This window comes from Enterobacter sp. HSTU-ASh6 (assembly GCF_026319105.1).
Classification (GTDB): domain Bacteria; phylum Pseudomonadota; class Gammaproteobacteria; order Enterobacterales; family Enterobacteriaceae; genus Enterobacter; species Enterobacter sichuanensis.
In genome coordinates this window covers 211,949-232,756 of sequence record NZ_WSPD01000007.1, presented here as the reverse complement: position 1 = coordinate 232,756, position 20,808 = coordinate 211,949, and the positions used below count along the sequence as shown (strand labels likewise).

Annotated in this window: 18 protein-coding genes and 1 other annotated feature; of the genes, 7 read left to right on the top strand and 11 right to left on the bottom strand. The window is 55.4% G+C overall.

The window, feature by feature from the left end; all coding sequences use genetic code 11:
- Positions 1 to 51: 51 nt before the first annotated feature.
- The 9 genes from GM298_RS11245 to GM298_RS11205 all read right to left on the bottom strand — a co-directional run bounded on the left by GM298_RS11245 (position 52) and on the right by GM298_RS11205 (position 9,416).
- Positions 52 to 1,356 (bottom strand): inosine/guanosine kinase, encoded by a 1,305-nt coding sequence (locus GM298_RS11245; protein ID WP_025756143.1) that lies wholly within the window; start codon positions 1,354 to 1,356, stop codon positions 52 to 54.
- Between the two features lie 62 nt (positions 1,357 to 1,418).
- The gene (gene hemH, locus GM298_RS11240) at positions 1,419 to 2,381 is read right to left on the bottom strand and encodes a ferrochelatase (RefSeq protein WP_025756144.1); all 963 of its coding nucleotides are present in this window, start codon (positions 2,379 to 2,381) and stop codon (positions 1,419 to 1,421) included.
- A 124-nt stretch (positions 2,382 to 2,505) separates the two neighbouring features.
- Positions 2,506 to 3,150, bottom strand: coding sequence for an adenylate kinase (gene adk, locus GM298_RS11235; protein ID WP_006809841.1), 645 nt, complete (start codon positions 3,148 to 3,150; stop codon positions 2,506 to 2,508).
- 195 nt (positions 3,151 to 3,345) lie between these two features.
- The gene (gene htpG, locus GM298_RS11230; protein ID WP_045286616.1) at positions 3,346 to 5,220 is read right to left on the bottom strand and encodes a molecular chaperone HtpG; all 1,875 of its coding nucleotides are present in this window, start codon (positions 5,218 to 5,220) and stop codon (positions 3,346 to 3,348) included.
- 110 nt (positions 5,221 to 5,330) lie between these two features.
- On the bottom strand, positions 5,331 to 5,936 hold the full coding sequence (recR, locus tag GM298_RS11225; protein ID WP_006809843.1) for a recombination mediator RecR: 606 nt from the start codon (positions 5,934 to 5,936) through the stop codon (positions 5,331 to 5,333).
- On the bottom strand, positions 5,936 to 6,268 hold the full coding sequence (locus tag GM298_RS11220) for a YbaB/EbfC family nucleoid-associated protein (protein WP_266154118.1): 333 nt from the start codon (positions 6,266 to 6,268) through the stop codon (positions 5,936 to 5,938). Before GM298_RS11220 ends, recR begins: the two co-directional genes overlap by 1 nt.
- Positions 6,269 to 6,322: 54 nt before the next feature.
- On the bottom strand, positions 6,323 to 8,248 hold the full coding sequence (dnaX, locus tag GM298_RS11215; RefSeq protein ID WP_047957906.1) for a DNA polymerase III subunit gamma/tau: 1,926 nt from the start codon (positions 8,246 to 8,248) through the stop codon (positions 6,323 to 6,325).
- Positions 6,929 to 6,993: a sequence feature (DnaX frameshifting element), on the bottom strand. Its footprint overlaps the gene before it by 65 nt.
- A gap of 88 nt (positions 8,249 to 8,336) precedes the next feature.
- Complete coding sequence (gene apt / locus GM298_RS11210) at positions 8,337 to 8,888, bottom strand: adenine phosphoribosyltransferase (RefSeq protein ID WP_000127359.1); 552 nt, start codon at positions 8,886 to 8,888, stop codon at positions 8,337 to 8,339.
- Positions 8,889 to 9,038: 150 nt separating this feature from the next.
- Positions 9,039 to 9,416, bottom strand: coding sequence for a DUF454 family protein (locus GM298_RS11205; protein ID WP_095449314.1), 378 nt, complete (start codon positions 9,414 to 9,416; stop codon positions 9,039 to 9,041).
- 50 nt (positions 9,417 to 9,466) lie between these two features.
- Between GM298_RS11205 and priC the strand changes: the two genes are divergently transcribed.
- The gene (priC, locus tag GM298_RS11200) at positions 9,467 to 9,994 is read left to right on the top strand and encodes a primosomal replication protein N'' (protein WP_266154117.1); all 528 of its coding nucleotides are present in this window, start codon (positions 9,467 to 9,469) and stop codon (positions 9,992 to 9,994) included.
- Positions 9,995 to 10,008: 14 nt separating this feature from the next.
- On the top strand, positions 10,009 to 10,182 hold the full coding sequence (gene rsmS, locus GM298_RS11195; RefSeq protein WP_032672412.1) for a pleiotropic regulatory protein RsmS: 174 nt from the start codon (positions 10,009 to 10,011) through the stop codon (positions 10,180 to 10,182).
- Between the two features lie 32 nt (positions 10,183 to 10,214).
- Here the strand turns inward: rsmS and mscK are convergent, their stop codons facing one another.
- The gene (gene mscK, locus GM298_RS11190; RefSeq protein ID WP_059385619.1) at positions 10,215 to 13,571 is read right to left on the bottom strand and encodes a mechanosensitive channel MscK; all 3,357 of its coding nucleotides are present in this window, start codon (positions 13,569 to 13,571) and stop codon (positions 10,215 to 10,217) included.
- A 113-nt stretch (positions 13,572 to 13,684) separates the two neighbouring features.
- Positions 13,685 to 14,338, bottom strand: coding sequence for a multidrug efflux transporter transcriptional repressor AcrR (gene acrR, locus GM298_RS11185; protein WP_025756150.1), 654 nt, complete (start codon positions 14,336 to 14,338; stop codon positions 13,685 to 13,687).
- Between the two features lie 141 nt (positions 14,339 to 14,479).
- Between acrR and acrA the strand changes: the two genes are divergently transcribed.
- The 5 genes from acrA to maa all read left to right on the top strand — a co-directional run bounded on the left by acrA (position 14,480) and on the right by maa (position 20,740).
- On the top strand, positions 14,480 to 15,673 hold the full coding sequence (gene acrA, locus GM298_RS11180; protein WP_262784073.1) for a multidrug efflux RND transporter periplasmic adaptor subunit AcrA: 1,194 nt from the start codon (positions 14,480 to 14,482) through the stop codon (positions 15,671 to 15,673).
- Positions 15,674 to 15,695: 22 nt separating this feature from the next.
- Complete coding sequence (gene acrB / locus GM298_RS11175; protein ID WP_047957901.1) at positions 15,696 to 18,842, top strand: multidrug efflux RND transporter permease subunit AcrB; 3,147 nt, start codon at positions 15,696 to 15,698, stop codon at positions 18,840 to 18,842.
- Between the two features lie 511 nt (positions 18,843 to 19,353).
- On the top strand, positions 19,354 to 19,728 hold the full coding sequence (gene tomB, locus GM298_RS11170; protein WP_008499288.1) for an Hha toxicity modulator TomB: 375 nt from the start codon (positions 19,354 to 19,356) through the stop codon (positions 19,726 to 19,728).
- Positions 19,729 to 19,761: 33 nt separating this feature from the next.
- Entirely contained in the window at positions 19,762 to 19,980 is a 219-nt protein-coding gene (locus tag GM298_RS11165) for an HHA domain-containing protein (RefSeq protein WP_008499287.1), read from the top strand.
- 208 nt (positions 19,981 to 20,188) lie between these two features.
- Complete coding sequence (maa, locus tag GM298_RS11160) at positions 20,189 to 20,740, top strand: maltose O-acetyltransferase (protein ID WP_047957900.1); 552 nt, start codon at positions 20,189 to 20,191, stop codon at positions 20,738 to 20,740.
- Positions 20,741 to 20,808 lie beyond the last annotated feature (68 nt).

Below are 20,808 nucleotides of genomic sequence, written 5' to 3'. Positions count from 1 at the left end.
GTTCGAGTTCCCTCTCCCCTATGGGGAGAGGGTTAGGGTGAGGGGTTTCTTTTACCTGTCCCAGTACGCCTCTTCGAGGCTGTCTTCCCGTTCCGGCAGGCCGCGCGTTAAGCGCGGCGAGTGCTGGTTCAGCACCTGATAACTGACGCGATTCGCGTATTTACACACCTGCGCCAGCGACGAGTAGGTCAGCCAGTTGAATTTATGCTTGCTGGAATTGGGTACGTTGGTTTTGTGGTAAGCATTGGCGGTAATGTCGTGCAGCAGTGCCGCCAGCGCGCCGTCGCCCGCGCCGTTGGTGTTCATGATCTTCTCCGGTCCGCCCATATAGGGCGCGATGTGAGAGTAGATCCGCAGTGGGTTAATGCAATCTTTGTAACGCATGCCGCGGCTGAACTCATACTGGTTAAACTCGGCAATCGCGCCCGGCAGCAGCGGATGCTGGGTTTTGCGTTTACTCTCTTCTTCCGTGAAGCCCGCCATATACAACCCGACAGGACCGGCGGTGCAGAGCACCAGGTCAACCCAGTCCAGCGCTTTATCAGACGCCAGCAGCGGATCGCTTTCACCGGTCAGCGCTTCGGCCTCTTCTTCGTTCATCGCCAGAATCGAAACGTGCTCTTTCAGGAACGCCTGCCACCACTCCGGGTTATCGGCAATCACGAATTTGGTGCCCAGTGTTAACACCACCGGCACATCGTACTTTTTGGCGTACTCAATGGCTTTCATGGTGGCTTCCGGCATCGGCTCTCCCGGCTTGCAGCGCACCAGATAGGAGGTCAGTACCAGCGCCGACGCGCCCGCGATCACCTCTTCAGGAATGCTTTCCGCGCGCAGCTTATTCATGTGGCCCGGGCTGATGGCAAAGGTACGTTCACCGGATTCGCCGATCAGCGTAAAGCAGCGGCCAATCGGCCCGTCAACGCCCTGGAGATAGTTCAGATCGGTACGGCTGGAGGTGTTGCACAGATAACGGTAGGCGTAGCCACCGATTTCGATATTGCTGCACATGACGCCGAGCAGGACAGAGCGGTCGTCAGCCAGCACGGAGTAGTTGTGCATGGTATTACCGATGGTGCCACCGGCAAACTGATGGGTAATCAGGTTTTCGCGCACCAGCTCCTGGTACAGCGCTTCGGCCACGTCATCTTCAATCACCAGCGAGTGACCGGCGCTCAGACCGTAACGGGCGACAAACTCATCATCCACTTTCGCTTCAATGTCCACCAGCGTCTGGTCGATACCGACGACCCAGGCCGCGCTGGTTTCATTTTCAGGCTGGATTTGCTGCAGGAGCGGATCGCGGGCATCGACGGGAAAGTAGTGTTTGGATTTGCGTTTACCGGGAAATTTCATGGTCTGAACTGTACGAAGAATATGGGCCGGGAATGGTAGCACAAACCCGGCCCGGAGTGCGATCAGCGGCTGTTCGTCACCAGCGAGACCATCATGTCGATATGTTCTGGCGAATCGTTAAGCGCCGGAATGTACTCGTACTTTTCACCGCCAGCCTCAAGGAAAAATTCCCGGTTTTGCACCGCGATCTCCTCCAGCGTTTCCAGGCAGTCAGCCGAGAAGCCCGGCGACATCACCTGAACATGCTTCACGCCCTTCTCACCGAGCATTTTGAGGGTTTCATCGGTGTACGGCGTCAGCCACGGCTCGCGGCCGAAGCGCGACTGGAAGGTCATCATCACCTTCTCCGGCGGCAGGCCAAGGGCGGAGACCAGTTCGCGGGTGGTATCGCGACAGCGCTGCGGGTAATCATCCCCTTCGTTGGCGAAACGCTGCGGGATGCCGTGATAGGAGAGCAGCAGCAGATCCGGCTCGCCGTGTTTTTCAAACGACGCGCGCGCGCTGTTGGCAAGCGCCTTGATGTACAGCTCGTTATCCGCATAGTCGCGAATAAAGGTCACGCCCGGAATGCGACGTCGGGTCGCCAGAATGCGGGCCAGCTCGTCCCAGACGGCGGCTACCGTCGAGCAGGAGTACTGCGGATAGAGCGCCAGCACCACGATATGGTCCACGCCCTGCGCCAGCAGTGAATCCACCGCGCTTTCCAGGGACGGTTTGCCGTAGCTCATGCCGAGCGCGACGGGCATCTCCGGCAGGCGGGCAGCCAGCGCTTTTTCCTGGCGACGGCTGTAAACCATCAGCGGCGAGCCCTCTTCCATCCACACGGACTGATAGAGTTTGGCGACGCGCGGAGAACGGATCGGCAGAATGACGCCACGCAGCAGCGGCCACCACAGCAGTCGCGGAAAATCCACGACGCGCGTGTCGCTTAAAAATTGTCGCAGGTAGCGTTTTACCGCGTCTGATGTAGGTGCTTCTGGAGTACCCAGATTGGCAAGCAGGATGCCGGTTTTCGCCTGACTCATTCACGCCTCTTAACCATTTGAATGGTTGTCAATTGTAGCGGAAATGCGTTTAAACGAAACCCATTGCTGTAATAGGTAAGATGAGAATTTTTCTCACCCGGTGGCCCGGGTGAGAGAGATGCGATTAGCCGAGGATTTTTTCCAGCTCAGCACGCACGTCAGCCACGGCTTTGGTGCCGTCAACTTTCGCGTATTTGGTGTTACCCGCCTGCGCTTCTTTGGTGTAGTAGCCGATCAGCGGCGCAGTCATCTGATGGTATTCCACCAGGCGCTTACGCACGGTCTCTTCCTGATCGTCTTTACGGGTGGTCAGCTCTTCGCCGGTCACGTCATCTTTGCCTTCAACCTTAGGTGGGTTGAATTTGATGTGGTAAACGCGGCCAGACGCAGCGTGTACGCGACGGCCAACGATACGATCAACGATCAGCTCGTCCGGTACGTCGAACTCCAGAACGTAGTCCACGTTGATGCCCGCTTCTTTCATGGCGTCAGCCTGAGGAATGGTGCGTGGGAAACCGTCCAGCAGGAAACCGTTACGGCAGTCTTCCTGAGCAATGCGCTCTTTGACCAGAGCAATAACCAGCTCGTCAGTCACCAGCTTGCCTGCGTCCATGATGTCTTTCGCTTGTTTACCCAGCTCGGAGCCAGATTTTACAGCGGCGCGCAGCATATCACCGGTGGAGATTTGCGGAATACCGTATTTCTCCATGATGAACTGAGCCTGAGTTCCTTTACCCGCGCCCGGAGCGCCAAGCAGAATAATACGCATTGCGAAAATCCCCTCAAAAGTCGATTCAATTTTTCAAAAGCGCTAAACAATACCACCAGAACGAGTGCGGCTCAAGGAAGGCGGGAAGGCTGAAACGGTTAATGGGGGGAGATAATTTGGGATAGTGCGAGAATGCCCCCTCACCCTAACCCTCTCACCTTTGGGGAGAGGGCTGGGTGAGGGGCAGGTGTTTAGCTACGCCAGCAGCAGCGCATTCACACGTTTAATGAACAGGTTAGGATCTTCCAGCGTGCCGCGTTCGGCCAGCAGAGACTGGTCCAGCAGCAGCTCAACCCACTCAGCAAAGCGGGCTTCGTCCTGGGTATCCGCCGCGCGTTTCACCAGAGGATGATCCGGGTTCAGCTCGAAAATATATTTCACTTCCGGCACCGCCTGGCCCGCAGCCGCGAACAGCTTCGCCATCTGGGTGCTCATTTCATCGGCATCGGTGGTGACAATGGCCGGAGTGTCGGTCAGACGGTGAGTGAAACGCACCTCTTTTACGCGCTCGCCCAGCAGCGTTTTCACGCGCTCAATGAACGGCTCCAGCGCCTTCTCGGCTTCTTTCGCATTTTCATCCACTTCATCTGCCAGCTTGTCGATGGACTCGTCTGCCTTCGCAACAGACTGGAACGCCTTACCGTCGAACTCGGTCAGGTAGTTCATCATCCATTCGTCTATGCGGTCGGACAGCAGCAGTACTTCGATACCTTTCTTGCGCAACAGCTCCAGGTGCGGGCTGCTCTTCGCTGCGGCGTAGCTATCGGCGGTGATGTAGTAGATCTTCTCCTGCCCTTCTTTCATGCGGGAGATGTACTCTTCCAGCGACACGGTCTGCGCGGAGGAGTCGGTATGCGTAGAGGCAAAGCGCAGCAGTTTAGCGATGGTTTCAACGTTCGCCATGTCTTCAGCCGGGCCTTCTTTCAGCACCAGACCGAACTGTTTCCAGAAGGTCTGATATTTTTCCGCATCGTCTTTCGCCAGTTTTTCCAGCATCTGCAGCGCACGTTTGGTCAGGGCGTTGCGCAAGTTACGGGTGACGGTGCTGTCCTGCAGAATTTCACGGGAGACGTTCAGCGGCAGATCGTTGGAATCTATCAGGCCGCGCACAAAGCGCAGGTAGTTCGGCATGAACTGCTCGGCGTCGTCCATGATGAAGACGCGCTGCACGTACAGCTTCAGGCCATGCTTGTGATCGCGGTTCCACATGTCCCACGGCGCCTGCGCCGGGATGTACAGCAGGCTGGTGTACTCCTGCTTACCTTCCACGCGGTTGTGGCTCCAGGTCAGCGGGTCGGTAAAGTCGTGGGCGATATGCTTGTAGAACTCGTTGTACTCGTCGTCCTTGATTTCAGCCTTGTTGCGCGTCCACAGCGCCTGCGCCTTGTTGATTTTCTCCCAGGAAACGATGGTTTCACCGTCTTTCTCTTCCTGTTTTTCAATCTCAACCGGCAGCGCGATGTGATCGGAGTACTTGCTGATGATGGAGCGTACGCGCCAGTCGTTCAGGAAATCATCTTCCCCTTCACGCAGGTGCAGGGTGATTTCGGTCCCGCGATCCGCTTTGGTGATGTCATCAACGGTGTATTCGCCTTCACCTTTCGATTCCCACAGCACGCCATTCTCCGCGCTGTCGCCCGCCGCGCGGGTGCGCACGGTGACTTTGTCCGCCACGATGAACGCCGAGTAGAAACCCACACCGAACTGACCGATCAGTTGGCTGTCTTTCGCCTGGTCAGAGCCCATGGACTCGAGGAACGCTTTGGTGCCGGATTTGGCGATGGTCCCGAGGTGGTCGATCACCTCGTCGCGGTTCATCCCGATGCCGTTATCGGCGATGGTCAGAGTGCGGTTCTCTTTATTGAAAGAGACGCGCACGCGCAGCTCACCGTCGCCTTCGTACAGATCCGGGTTAGACAGTGCGCGGAAGCGCAGCTTGTCCGCCGCATCGGAGGCGTTGGAAATCAGCTCACGCAGAAAAATTTCTTTGTTGGAATACAGGGAATGGATCATCAGGTGCAGAAGCTGTTTTACTTCTGACTGGAAACCACGGGTTTCTTGTCCTTTCATCTATGTCGACCTCAACAATGCCATTTAATGGGGTTTTAAAACGTTGAGGGAGAGATGGGGATAAGGGGGGAAATTTTCAAGCGAAGGCGGCAAACGCCACCTCCGTTTGGTCAGAAAATAATCTTGTGACGTCCTGCCAGAGAGTGGGACAGCGTAGTGCCGTCCACCATCTCCAGCTCGCCGCCGACCGGCACGCCGTGAGCGATGCGGCTGGCGTCAACGCCATACTGCGCGCACAGCTCGGCGATGTAGTTGGCAGTAGCTTCTCCTTCCACCGTGGGGTTGGTGGCGAGGATCACCTCTTTGATCGTTTCGGACTCAAGACGCTGTTCAAGGCGGTCAAGACCGATATCGTCCGGGCCAATACCGTCCAGCGGGGAGAGATGCCCCATCAGCACGAAATAGCGGCCAGAAAACTGCCCGGTTTGTTCGATGGCGTAGATGTCCGCCGGACTCTCCACCACGCAAATCTGACCGTTTTCCTGACGACGCGGGTTCGTGCAGATGTTACAAACATCCTGCTCGGTAAAGGTACGGCAATCCGCACAGTGACCAATTTCTGACATGGCGCGGGTTAAAGCCTGCGCCAGGCGCATCCCGCCGCTGCGGTCGCGCTGCAATAGCGTAAACGCCATGCGCTGCGCTGACTTCGGGCCAACGCCCGGCAGGCAGCGCAGTGCTTCCATTAACTGCGTGAGCAGCGGACTGGTTTGCATCAGAATGGCATCTTGAAGCCAGGCGGCAGTTGCATACCGCTGGAAACGGAGGCCATTTTATCTTTCTGAGTTTCGTCGATACGGCGCGCAGCATCGTTAAACGCGGCAGCAACCAGATCTTCCAGCATCTCTTTGTCGTCTTCGAGCAGGCTCGGGTCGATTTCAACGCGACGGCAGTTGTGCGCACCGTTGATGGTCACTTTGACCAGACCGGCACCGGATTCACCCGTGACTTCCAGCTGAGCGATCTCTTCCTGCATCTTCTGCATTTTTTCCTGCATCTGCTGAGCCTGCTTCATCAGGCCACCCAGACCGCCTTTTCCACCAAACATAGGCTTCTCTCTTCTTTCACGTTTAAGGATTACAACCGTAAGTCAGACTCACGATCAAATGGGGCGAATACTCTCTTCATCCAGATCGGCGTCGAAGAACCGGCGCAGGGTCTGAATGTTGTTATCCGCAATAATCGCCTCGCGCGCCTGCGCGAGCTTCTCTTCATAAATGGCCTGGCGCCACTCCAGCGGCGTTTTCACCGCCGGATTATCATCTTCAATGATAGTCAATTCAACCGGTGAACCCTGTAAAGCGGCCAGCGCCTCGGCCAGCGCCTTTTGCGCACCGGGTGAATTCAGGTGGCGTTGACCCGGACGCAGGTGCAAACGCACCTGATTGCCGTCCTGCTCTTTCCAGGCATTCAGCGCGACCTGCTCGACCAGCTTCGGCAACTGGAGCTGGCTGACCTCAGCGGCCCAGGCGTCGCGCGCAATAGCCTCTTCGGCAAGCTTCGCGGCCAGCTCCGGCGTTTTTTCATGCTCCAGCGCCTTTTTCAGCGCTTTCGGCGTGGCAACCACTTCCTTGACCGTTTCGACAACGGTGGTCGCCTTCCAGCGGTAAGCCTCTTCTTTCACCGGGGCTTTCTGCTCGAGCGCGGACGGTGCCGGACGCGACTGTACGCGCTCCGTTACCGAGGCCAGTCGTTCAAGCGCGGCGTTGTTCACCGGCCGCGCTCTTCCTGGCGCTGCCGGTTCACTCTTTTTTGGTTTGGTTACTCCCTGGGCACGCTGCAGTTGGCTGCGTGCGGCAAGCACCGAACTGGTGGCGTCCGACAGCGGCACGTTCTGCGCCGGCGGTGTCGGCTGCGGCGGTACCTGCTGCGGCGACATCACCGCCGTTGGGGCGACCGGGGCGAAAGACTGCCGTGGCGCCTCAGGCTCCGGCAGCGGCATGCGCGGGTGGAACGCCAGCGCGCGCAGCAACGTCATTTCAACGCCCATTCTCGGGTCCGGCGCGAACGGTAACTCTTTACGGCCAATCAGCAGCGTCTGGTAGTAGAGCTGCACGTCGGCAGGCGGCACGGTGCGGGCTAGTTCACGCATCCGCTGTTCAATGGCGGCCATATCGGCGCCAATGGCCGACGGAGAAAGCTGCAGCATTGCCACGCGGTGCAGCAGGCTAAGCATCTCAACCAGCAGCCCTTCCCATTCAATACCCCGTGCGGCTGCGGCATTCACCAGCGACATTACGCGTTCACCGTTGGCGGCAATCATCGCCTCAATAAGCGAAAGCGCCTGATCGTCATCCAGCGTACCGAGCATGGTGCTGACCGCGTCAGTCGAGAGCTTGCCGTCACCGCTGGCAATCGCCTGGTCGGTGAGGCTTAACGCATCACGCAGGCTGCCGTCTGCCGCGCGGGCCAGCAGCTGCAGGGCGCGCGGTTCGTGGACAATCTTCTCTTCGTCAAGAATGTGCTCAAGCTGCGTGCGGATCTGCTCAACGTCCAGCGCCTTCAAATGGAACTGCAGGCAGCGGGACAAGATGGTGACCGGCAGCTTTTGCGGATCGGTGGTCGCCAGCAGGAATTTCACGTGCGCAGGCGGCTCTTCCAGCGTTTTCAGCAGGGCGTTGAAGCTGTGGCGGGACAGCATGTGCACTTCATCGATCAGGTAGACCTTGAAGCGGCCGCGCGCCGGGGCGTACTGGACGTTGTCCAGCAGGTCGCGGGTATCCTCAACTTTGGTGCGTGAGGCGGCGTCGATCTCGATCAGATCGACAAAACGCCCCTGCTCGATCTCCCGGCAGTTATCACACACGCCGCAGGGGGTGGCAGTGATCCCGGTTTCGCAGTTGAGACCTTTTGCCAGCAAACGGGCAATAGAGGTCTTACCGACGCCGCGGGTGCCGGAGAAAAGATAAGCGTGATGGATGCGACCTAGCGACAAGCCGTTCGCCAGGGCCGTCAGCACATGCTCCTGACCGACAACGTCAGCAAAGGTTTGTGGTCGCCATTTACGGGCTAACACCTGATAACTCATGGGCAGGCTCTGCAACGCTGGAAGGTGAATTTATGGAGGGGAATGCTATCACAACCTCACCCATTGAGCGAGGTTGTGAAAACCGGGATTAATGACCCGGGAAAGGCACCAGGCTGTAGCTGGTAATGCCCTGTTTTTCCAGGCGCTGCTCACCGCCGAGATCGAACAGGTTGATGATGAAGGCCGCGTCGGTCACTTCGCCACCCAGACGACGAATCAGCTTCACCGTTGCTTCGATAGTGCCGCCGGTTGCCAGCAGGTCGTCAACCACCAGCACTTTGTCGCCAGGCTTGATCGCATCAACGTGGATCTCCAGCTGATCGGTGCCGTACTCCAGCTCATAGCTCTCGGCGATGGTTTCACGCGGCAGCTTGCGCGGTTTACGCACTGGCACAAACCCAACGCCCATCGCCAGCGCAACCGGTGCGCCAAACAGGAAGCCGCGGGCTTCAGTACCTACTACTTTGGTGATCCCGGCGTTTTTATAACGCTCGACCAGCAGTTCAATGCTGAGCGCGTACGCTTTCGGGTCTTCCAGCAAGCTGGTGACATCACGGAAAAGAATGCCAGGCTTTGGATAGTCCTGGATGCTTTTGATGCTGTTTTTCAGATATTCAAGCTGCTGTGCAGTTGCGGTCATCGGTTTTGCCTAAATGAAACAGTGTTACTCACGGCGCGCAACGAGTCGGCCAAGGCAACAATTGTTTAACCTTTGACCAGGCGCACCTGTGCTCGAAAACGGTCGAATTTACTGGCTGCGCGTGATAATTGCAACAGCCATGATGAGGCTTCAGTGCTTTTGTTGCTTTTCATCAACCACGGGGATCCGCCACATGAAGATGAGCAGACAGGTGAGAATGACCAGCAACAGGATCCGCACCCACAGCATTTTCACCAGCCATAATGATATCGCGAAGGTGATGAGGATCACCGCAATCGCGCGCGGCTTCGCACCGGGCGGCATGGCCCGGTGTTTTTGCCAGTGCCGCAGATAGCCGCCAAACCACGAGCGATACAGCAGCCAGTGGTGAAAACGCGGTGACGAGCGGGCGAAGCACCAGGCCGCCAGCAGAATAAACGGCGTGGTTGGCAGCAGGGGTAAAACCACACCCAGCGTGCCAAGCACTACCGCGAGCCAGCCAATGATGATTAAAATAGTACGCTGCATAATGCGAATCGTTATCAAACTGAATGGCTACTTTACCACTGGAGAGCGCCTTGAAAACAGACTTGCTTCTGGAGATGCTGCAAAAACAGCTGACCACCCTGCGAGCCGAGGCCACCCCTCTGCTGGGGCACGCCACGCTGAAGCCGCGCTTTGACCGGCAGCTTTTTCGTACCCGCAGCACGGTAATCGAGGAGTATATTGCGGAAGCGCAGACGAATCTCGACGAGTTGCGCCATGCCGTTGAGCGTGAACAGCCTGAACAGGTGGCGTGGCTCGCTGAGCATCTCACTGAGCAGATTACCGCCCTGCACCGCGAAATTGCCGCCTGGCCGCTGCGCGCCTGGGACAGCGCCTCGCCGGGGCTCGGCAAATGGCAGCGAAAGCGGCTGGAAAATCAGGAGTTTGAACGCCGGCTGTTTGAGATGAAGCGCGAACGCGAAGTGCGGCTGAACAACAGCGAAACGCTGGAAGAGCAGCAGCTATTGATGCGCGAGATTGGCGCGCTGGAAGGTCGCATCGTCCGCTGCCGTCAGGCGCTGGAGGAGATTGAGCACGTCATTGAACGTTTGACCCGTTAACAGGAGCCATACTTATGTCACTGGAAAATGCACCCGATGAGGTCAAACTGGCCGTCGATTTGATTATGCTGCTGGAGAATCATGAGATCCCTGCAGAAACGGTACTGAAGGCGCTGGAGATTGTGCGTCGGGATTTTGAGGGAAAACGTTCCCCTCACCCTACCCTCTCCCCAGAGGAGAGAGGGTAAAAGCAGCCCGCACCAGATTATTCCCTCTCCCTTCAAGGGAGAGGGTTAGGATGAGGGTCGTCTCCCTTAATCTCGCGCTTCACTTCCGTATGCTCATCACCTTTTTCATTACGCAGGTGAACCTCAAGCTGGTTGAAGGCGATATTTATATCGTTTTCACGACACAGGCGATCGATAGAACGGTTCAGCTCATCCACCGTGTAGCTGCGGTCACGCAGTTCACGCACGTATAAACGCAGCTCGTGATCCAGCGTGCTCGGCCCAAAGGTGGTGAAGAACACCGCCGGGGCCGGATCGTGCATCACTTTCGGATGTTCCGAAGCCGCCTTGAGCAGCACCTCTTTCACCTTCTCCAGATCCGATCCATACGCCACGCCCAGGCGGATCACCACGCGCGTCACCGTGTCGGAGAGCGACCAGTTGATCAGACGCTCGGTCACAAACGCTTTGTTCGGGATGATCACCTCTTTACGATCGAAGTCGGTGATGGTGGTAGCACGAATACGGATCTTGCTGACCGTACCGGAGAAAGTGCCGATGGTGACGGTATCGCCGATACGCACCGGACGTTCGAACAGGATAATCAGGCCAGAGACAAAGTTACCGAAGATCTCCTGCAGACCAAAACCCAGACCGACCGAGAGCGCGGCCGCCAGCCACTGCAGTTTGTCCCACGACACGCCAAGCGAGCCAAAGACCGTCATCGCCCCCACAATAATGATGACGTAGTTGAGGATCGTGGTAATGGCGTACGAGGCCCCCTGGCGCAGATTCAGACGCGACAGAACCAGCACTTCCAGCAGGCCCGGCAGGTTGCGAATCAGCGCCCAGGCCACGACCGACGACACCAGAGCAAACAGCAGGCTACCCATGGTCACGCTTTTCATGACCGCCGCACCGGCTTCGGTTCCGTTGTATTGCCAGAGGGTAATACTGTCGAGATAGGCGAAAACGGTAATAAGATCGGACCAGATTGCCCAGAACATCACGGCGAACAGCGCGATCATCACCAGCATGGTGATACGCAGCGTCTGCTGGTTAACCTGCTCCAGCGCGATGGTCGGCTCTTCCTGTGGCTCAGCCCCTTCGGCCCCCTCTTTCACCTGATGCTGACGACGCGCGATGGCGCGGCGATAGGCAATGCGACGGGCCGCTACGCTCAGGCCGCGCAGCACGGTCTGGTAGAGCAGGTTCCAGACGATCACCAGATAGACCGTTTCAATCCAGCGTCCGGACAGGCGCAGCGTGGTATAGAAGTAGCCCGTCGCCGTAAGCACCATCAGCGCCAGCGGAATGATCGCCAGCACCGTCACGGTGGCCAGACGAATATTGTGGGACTCTTTATCACGCCAGCTGTCGCGGCACATCGGCCACATCAGGATAGCAATCAGCAGCAGGTTCAGCAGTATGACCAGCTGGCCCAGCACATCATCCATCAGATGCAGCGGGGAAAGTTCAGAGACAACCGACCAGAAGTGCAGCGGCAGGAGCGCCAGGCTGATGCGCACAATTTGACGACGCCAGTGGCTGGTCAGCTGGGCAGGCATGTTGAAATGACGCACGGCCACGCCGTCTTTTTCCAGCACCTTCCAGCACACGCCGAACACCAGCCAGAACAGCGCCAGTTTTTTACTGAACGCCCACAGCAGATCGCTGACGTTAAGCTGCATGGTGAGCAGGATCAGGCCCACCGCCAGAATAATCAGGCATACCGGCAGGGCACGAATGAGGTCGATCAGAATCGCTTTTGGCGTATGCAGCTGGCTATCGTTTCGCAGTTGCCCCACTTCAGACGCCAGTTTGGCCTGGTATTTTTTCAGCCAGCCCAGACGCCAGCGAATCAGACCCGCGATCAGTAGCAACGGTAACCCCGCCAGGAAGGCAATCATCACCGCAGGCCAGGCTTTCTCCCAGTTCACGGTGATTTTCATGCTCTTGATCTGCGTTTTCAGCGTCTCCGGGAAGGATTTCACCCAGTCCCAGTCCATCGGTTTGTTGCTGTTTACCCAGAAAATCTGCTGGGTCAGGATCTCCTGCAGGCTTTTCGAGACGCTCACCAGCTGCTGCTGGTTGATTTGCAGGTTAATGGCCATCATTAGCTGGTTGCCCAGCTGTTTGTTGAGCTGGTCCAGCAGCTCGCGACGCATATCAACAACCTGGAGCAGCGCATCGTGCACTTCAGGATTCACGTCACTGGAATGGCCCTCTTCAATTTTGGCGACAAAGGCATCGCTCTGGAACAGGGCATCGCGCTGCTGGTTAACGTCGAATTGTTCCAGACGTAAATCCGCAATGCGGTTGGTCATGTCCTCCAGCTCATCGGCGGACGGGAGCGTCTGCTGCTGCTGGTAGAGAATACGCGACAGCAGGAGGCTGCCTTTGAGGACCGCGATCTGCTCTTTGATATTGCGTTCCGCCTGCAGCGCACGATCCAGCCAGTTTTTAACTTTGATATTTTGCTGAACCAGCGAGTTGCCGTTTTCTGTCGCCAGTATCAGGCGCTGACTAAGCTGATGGTTAGCCTCAAGCTCCTGCTTCACCAGCGGGTTCGCCTGGATGCGGGCGGTTTCGTCAGGTGAGACGGCCTCCTGGGCGGTTTTTTCCGTCAGCGTCAGACGCTTGCTGTTAACCGCCTCCTGCAACAGCTGAAGCTGGTGTTCCAGGCGATTAATATTTGCGGTGACGTAATCACGCTGCTTCTGCAGCGTATCCTGCAGCACCGTGTTCCCTTCCAGGCTTTTACGCTGCTGTTCGATCTGCGCATTGAGCAACGTCTGCTGCACCAGCAGCAGGGTTTGCTGGGTCGGGCGCAGTGTGCCTTCCCCCACCGTCGTGCCATTCAGACGGTTGCGGATTTGCTGCAGCTGCTGAGACGCGGCGTACATCGCGTTTTGCACACGCTCGGGCTGGGTCTGCAGGGAGACCAGCTGGCTGTTATAGGTTGCGAGATCGGATTGCGCGGTTTGCAGGTCGTCGAGTAACTGCGCAACGCGCGATTCCAGCTGACGCAGGGAGAGCGTCGAGAGCGTTTTGCGCGTTTCGTCGTCGTTATCGACGTCACTCAGGGCATTCAGCGATTCCGTCGCTTTACGCATATTTTCAGGGGCCTGCGCCACCTTCTGACGAAGCTGGGCGGTTTCGGCTTTAACACGCTCAATTTTATCCAGCGTTTCCAGCGTTTCCGTCAAATCCTGCTGGGTAAGCTTATCCTGAGGCGAGAGGTCTTTCTGTTTGTTCAGGGTGTCGAGTTGCGACTGAACATCGGCACGCGAGGGGATATCATTGCTGTTATCGGCGCGGGCCCATGTCAGCGGCGCCGTAGCGAAGAAAAACAGCATCGCAAAGAGCAATGCAAAAACAGGATGTTGCGAGCGATTGATGGGCAGCATAATTGTGAATGATGTCAGAAGATGACCGAAAATAGTCCGGCGTGAAGAATATCACGCTCGCCTGAAGCAGAATAGCGCGAACGTTATCCTCTGAGATAAATCCTGGAAAGGCCTCAGGCAGTTAGCGGAGGCGCATCGCTGCGCAGCGTCGGACAGAGCTGTAGCATTTCCAGTAAAATCGCGACGTAGCTGCGGGCTTCCGCTTTGAGGTCAAAGGATTGCGGCGCAAAGAGCCAGTTTTCCATCAGACCGGAAATGTAGCTACGCATCAGGATAGCCGCCCGGCGGGTGAACAGATTGGCCGGTAACAGTTTTGCCTCCATGCACAGCCGCAGGTTGTGCTCAATACGGTCATAGCTCTCCAGGCTAAGGCTGCGCTGCGCCTGCTGCACCACCGCCATCTCGCCCACGAACTCGCATTTATGGAAGATAATTTCCATCATTAGCCTGCGACGTTCTTCAACTACCGTCGCTTCAAGGATATATACTAATATTTCTCTTAATACTGAGAGTGGATCGTCAGGGAATTTTGCCCGATACTCACTCTCGAGATCGCTAATGCTGGACTCTGAAAGCTCCCAGATTTCACTGAACAGATCTGACTTGTCTTTAAAATGCCAGTAAATCGCTCCCCGCGTCACACCGGCAGCCTGAGCAATTTGAGCCAGCGAGGTGGATGACACCCCCTGCTGGGAAAACAAACGTATTGCCACATCCAGAATGTGTTGTCGGGTTTCCAGCGCTTGTTGTTTGGTTTTTCGTGCCATAGGTGAGTGAATTTACAGGAGTCAGATTTACATACATTTGTGAATGTATGTACCATAGCATGACGATAATATAAACGCAGCAATGGGTTTTTGGACTCAGGACCATTGATCAATTTGAAATCGGACACTCGAGGTTTACATATGAACAAAAACAGAGGGTTAACGCCTCTGGCGGTCGTTCTGATGCTCTCAGGCAGCTTAGCGCTAACAGGATGTGACGACAAACCGGCTCAACAAGGAGCTCAGCAGGCGCCAGAAGTAGGCGTCGTGACGCTCAAATCTGAACCTCTACAAATCACCACCGAATTACCTGGCCGTACAAATGCTTACCGCATTGCGGAAGTGCGTCCTCAGGTTAGCGGCATTATCCTGAAACGTAACTTTACTGAAGGCGGTGATGTGCAGGCCGGTGAGTCTCTGTATCAGATTGATCCCGCAACCTATCAGGCAAATTATGAAAGCGCCAAAGGCGACCTGGCGAAAGCGCAAGCCGCGGCCAAAATTGCCCAGTTGACGCTGAACCGTTACCAGAAACTGCTCGGTACCAAGTACATCAGCCAACAGGATTACGATACTGCCCTGGCGGATGCCCAGCAGGCGAACGCGGCTGTGGTGGCAGCGAAAGCGGCCGTTGAAACCGCGCGCATCAACCTGGCCTATACCAAAGTGACCTCCCCTATCAGCGGTCGTATTGGTAAGTCTTCCGTGACGGAAGGAGCGCTGGTGCAGAACGGTCAGACCACGGCGCTGGCGACCGTACAGCAGCTTGACCCGATCTACGTTGACGTTACGCAGTCCAGCAACGACTTCCTGCGTCTGAAACAGGAGCTGGCTAACGGCACCCTGAAACAGGAAAACGGCAAAGCCAAAGTGGAGCTGATTACTAACGACGGTATCAAGTTCCCGCAGGAAGGTACCCTGGAGTTCTCTGATGTGACGGTCGACCAGACCACCGGTTCCATCACCTTACGTGCGATTTTCCCGAACCCTGACAAAAATCTGCTGCCAGGAATGTTTGTTCGCGCACGTCTGGAAGAAGGAACGAATCCAACCGCCCTTCTGGTTCCACAGCAGGGTGTGACCCGTACGCCACGCGGCGATGCGAGCGCACTGGTTGTTGGGGCAGATGACAAAGTCGAAATGCGCAATATCACCGCAACCCAGGCGATTGGCGATAAATGGCTGGTGACGGAAGGTCTGAAAGATGGCGATCGCGTGATTGTTACTGGTTTGCAAAAAGTTCGTCCTGGCGCGCAGGTTAAAGCACAGGAAGTGAAATCTGACGATAAACAACAAGCTTCGGCCGCTGGCCAGTCAGAACAAACCAAGTCTTAACTTAAACAGGAGCCGTTAAGACATGCCTAATTTCTTTATCGATCGCCCCATATTTGCGTGGGTGATCGCCATTATCATCATGCTGGCTGGGGGACTTGCGATCCTGAAGCTGCCTGTCGCGCAATATCCAACGATTGCGCCACCGGCGGTGACAATTTCCGCAACCTATCCAGGGGCTGATGCGAAAACGGTGCAGGACACCGTCACGCAGGTTATCGAACAGAACATGAACGGTATCGATAACCTGATGTACATGTCCTCAAACAGTGACTCCACCGGTACCGTGCAGATCACCCTGACCTTCGAATCAGGTACGGATGCTGACATTGCGCAGGTTCAGGTGCAGAACAAGCTGCAGCTGGCGATGCCATTGCTGCCGCAGGAAGTGCAACAGCAGGGCGTGAGCGTTGAGAAATCGTCCAGTAGCTTCCTGATGGTTGTCGGCGTTATCAACACCAACGGCACCATGACGCAGGAGGATATTTCCGACTACGTAGGCGCCAACATGAAGGACGCCATCAGCCGTACCTCCGGTGTGGGTGACGTGCAGCTGTTCGGTTCCCAGTACGCGATGCGTATCTGGATGGATCCGAACAAACTGAACAACTTCCAGTTGACCCCGGTTGACGTGATTAACGCCATTAAAGCGCAGAACGCCCAGGTGGCAGCCGGCCAGTTAGGCGGCACGCCGCCGGTGAAAGGCCAGCAGCTTAACGCCTCGATCATCGCGCAAACCCGTCTGACCTCCGCTGATGAGTTCAGCAAAATTCTGCTGAAAGTGAATCAGGACGGCTCGCAGGTTCGCCTGCGCGACGTGGCGAAAGTTGAGCTGGGCGGTGAGAACTACGACATCATCGCGAAGTTCAATGGTAAACCAGCTTCGGGTCTGGGTATCAAACTGGCGACAGGCGCTAACGCCCTGGACACCGCCACGGCGATCCGTGCAGAACTGAAGAAAATGGAACCGTTCTTCCCGTCAGGTCTGAAGATCGTTTATCCGTACGACACCACACCGTTCGTTAAAATCTCGATCCACGAAGTGGTGAAAACGCTGGCAGAAGCAATCATTCTGGTCTTCCTGGTAATGTATCTGTTCCTGCAAAACTTCCGTGCAACGCTTATCCCCACTATCGCCGTTCCGGTCGTTCTGCTGGGGACATTTGCCATCCTCGCGGCCTTTGGCTTCTCGATAAACACCCTGACGATGTTCGGGATGGTGCTCGCCATCGGCTTGCTGGTGGATGACGCCATCGTGGTGGTAGAAAACGTCGAGCGTGTCATGGCGGAAGAGGGTCTGCCGCCGAAAGAAGCGACCCGTAAATCAATGGGTCAGATCCAGGGCGCGCTGGTCGGTATTGCGATGGTTCTGTCTGCGGTATTTATCCCGATGGCCTTCTTCGGGGGCTCTACCGGTGCGATTTACCGTCAGTTCTCGATTACCATCGTCTCGGCGATGGCGCTGTCGGTGCTGGTGGCGTTGATCCTGACGCCTGCGCTGTGTGCCACGATGTTGAAGCCGATTCAGAAAGGCGGCCATGGCGAGCACAAAGGATTCTTCGGCTGGTTTAACCGCATGTTTGATAAGAGCACGCACCACTACACCGACAGCGTGGGTAACATCCTGCGCAGCACCGGTCGTTATCTGCTGCTCTATATCATCATCGTGGTAGGCATGGCTTTCCTGTTCGTTCGTCTGCCAAGCTCGTTCCTGCCGGATGAAGACCAGGGCGTGTTCCTGACGATGGCACAGCTTCCGGCGGGTGCGTCGCAAGAGCGTACCCAAAAAGTGCTGGATGAAGTGACGGACTACTACCTCACCAAAGAGAAAGCCAACGTTGAGTCCGTGTTTGCGGTTAACGGCTTTGGTTTTGCGGGTCGTGGTCAGAACACCGGTATCGCCTTCGTCTCTCTGAAAGACTGGGCGGAACGCCCGGGTAAAGAGAATAAAGTTGAGGCCATTACCGGCCGTGCAATGGGCACCTTCTCGCAGATTAAAGATGCGATGGTCTTCGCCTTCAACCTGCCAGCGATTGTTGAACTGGGTACCGCGACCGGTTTCGACTTCCAGCTGATCGACCAGGGCGGTCTGGGTCACGAAAAACTGACGCAGGCGCGTAACCAGTTGTTTGGTGAAGTCGCGAAACATCCTGACCTGCTGGTCGGCGTGCGTCCAAACGGCCTGGAAGATACGCCGCAGTTCAAAATCGATATCGACCAGGAGAAAGCTCAGGCGCTGGGCGTGTCCATCAGTGACATCAATACCACGCTGGGTGCAGCCTGGGGCGGTAGCTACGTTAACGACTTCATCGACCGCGGTCGTGTGAAGAAAGTGTACGTGATGTCAGAAGCGCAATACCGTATGTTGCCGAACGATATCAATAACTGGTTCGTGCGTGGCAGCAACGGTCAGATGGTGCCGTTCTCGGCGTTCTCTACGTCGCGCTGGGAGTATGGTTCACCGCGTCTGGAACGCTATAACGGTCTGCCATCTATGGAGATCCTGGGTCAGGCCGCGCCGGGCCGAAGCACCGGTGAAGCCATGAACCTGATGGAAGAACTGGCAAGCAAACTGCCTTCGGGTATCGGCTATGACTGGACCGGTATGTCCTATCAGGAACGTCTGTCCGGTAACCAGGCCCCTGCTCTGTACGCCATTTCACTGATTGTGGTCTTCCTGTGTCTGGCGGCACTGTATGAGAGCTGGTCGATTCCGTTCTCGGTTATGCTGGTGGTGCCACTCGGGGTTATCGGTGCGCTGCTTGCGGCGACGTTCCGTGGACTGACCAACGACGTGTACTTCCAGGTAGGCCTGCTGACAACCATTGGCTTGTCGGCGAAGAACGCGATACTTATCGTCGAATTCGCCAAAGATCTGATGGAGAAAGAAGGCAAAGGTCTGATTGAGGCGACGCTGGAGGCGGTTCGTATGCGTCTGCGCCCTATCCTGATGACGTCCCTGGCGTTTATCCTCGGCGTACTGCCGCTGGTTATCAGCTCCGGTGCGGGCTCCGGCGCGCAGAACGCGGTTGGTACAGGGGTTATGGGCGGTATGATCACCGCGACCGTACTGGCTATCTTCTTCGTACCGGTGTTCTTCGTGGTGGTTCGCCGCCGCTTCAGCCGTAAGAATGAAGATATTGAGCACAGTCATTCGGTAGAACCTCACTGATACCGGTTCCACATGATAAAAAGGCCGCATTCGCGGCCTTTTTCATTTTCAGAAAAAATCATAAATTACGCTTATTGTCGTTCCATTTATTTTCTGCCATCTTAATTAGACATATCATAATTAACGGATAACTTAATCGGTGAATTCAGGATTTTTTTAATTTCATTTCCCCGCTTAAGTTGTTAGGAATATTCCTAATAAGAAGTTCTGACAAAGAGAACTCCGGAACTGAACTTTTCTCGTTGTTTACGCTAAGCCAATGAAAGGTAAGGAAGCGATAAAAAGCCAGTGTTAATTGGGTTCAAAAAGTTCTCTTCTGGAGGAACAATTGCGTTAACGCTCGCAGTCTGCAGTTTTATTTGTAATTTTTCGTAATAGCGCGATGAAATCCTGATGAGAGTGGCTTATAGTTAGAGTTATCAGGAACACCGCACCCGTGTGGCTAAGTATGTTGTATCCATCCCGACAATGATGTTCGGTGAGTAAGAAATCACTCAGAAGGGGATGCGCTATGGACGAGTACTCGCCAAAAAGGCATGATATCGCGCAGTTGAAATTTCTCTGCGAATCCTTGTACCATGACTGCCTTGCCAACCTTGATGAAAGCAACCATGGCTGGGTAAACGACCCAACGTCTGCCATCAATTTACAGTTGAATGAGCTGATAGAGCATATCGCAACCTTCGCACTTAATTATAAAATTAAGTACAATGAAGATAATAAGCTCATTGAGCAAATTGATGAATACCTGGATGACACCTTTATGTTGTTCAGCAGTTACGGCATTAACGCCCAGGATTTGCAAAAATGGCGTAAATCGGGAAACCGGCTATTCCGCTGTTTCGTCAACGTGAGCAGAGCTAACCCGGTTAGTCTTTCCTGTTAAAATTATTACAATTACTAATACTAAGGTGAATTTATGTCTGATAAACCACTCACTAAGATCGATTATTTGATGCGCCTGCGACGTTGTCAGTCAATTGACACCCTCGAACGCGTCATTGAAAAGAATAAATACGAGCTTTCTGATAATGAACTGGCGGTATTTTATTCAGCCGCTGACCATCGTCTTGCTGAGCTGACCATGAATAAGCTGTATGACAAAATCCCAACGTCGGTATGGAAATTTGTCCGTTAATCATTGAAAGGTGTCTGTAGAGTTCTACGCCACGTTCTGAACGATATTTACCTGTCCCGTTAGACCTCCTGTGCGTATGCCAGGTCTCCGTGTAAAACGTGTTCATCAGCAACAATGTTGTGACTACAGTCACACCAGCTTGTCGGGAACGTTCCCCTTCTGGTCTGTTCCGATTACCCTGCGGTAATGACATCCAGAGAGGTTTCCCATGAGCTTAGAAAAACAGAAGATGATTGCCGGTGAACATTACCGCCCCGGTGATGAGACGTTACGGGCCGACCGACTGCGAGCCCGCCATCTGATTTATCGCTATAACCACACCGCGCCGGATGAAAAAACAGAACGCCAGAACATTCTGGCGGAACTTCTGGGGCAAAGCGAAGGGGCTTATATTGAACCGAGCTTCCGCTGTGACTATGGATATAACATTTATCTCGGCAAAAACTTTTACGCTAACTTCGATTGCGTGATGCTGGATGTCTGCCCCATTCATATTGGCGATAACTGCATGCTCGCACCGGGTGTGCATATTTATACGGCTACCCATCCCCTGGACGCGGAAGCGCGTAATAGCGGCGTGGAGTTTGGAAAACCCGTCACCATTGGGAATAATGTCTGGCTCGGTGGTCGGGCGGTCATTAACCCTGGCGTCACGATAGGGGATAATGTGGTGGTGGCCTCCGGTGCCGTCGTGACGAAAGACGTTCCGGCTAACGTCGTCGTGGGCGGTAACCCGGCAAAAATCATCAAAACGCTGTGAGGGTCTGGGGAGCCAACTGTTATGGTCTTTTAGCGCCAGACTGTTACTTTTTTCAGCCTGATGGCTCC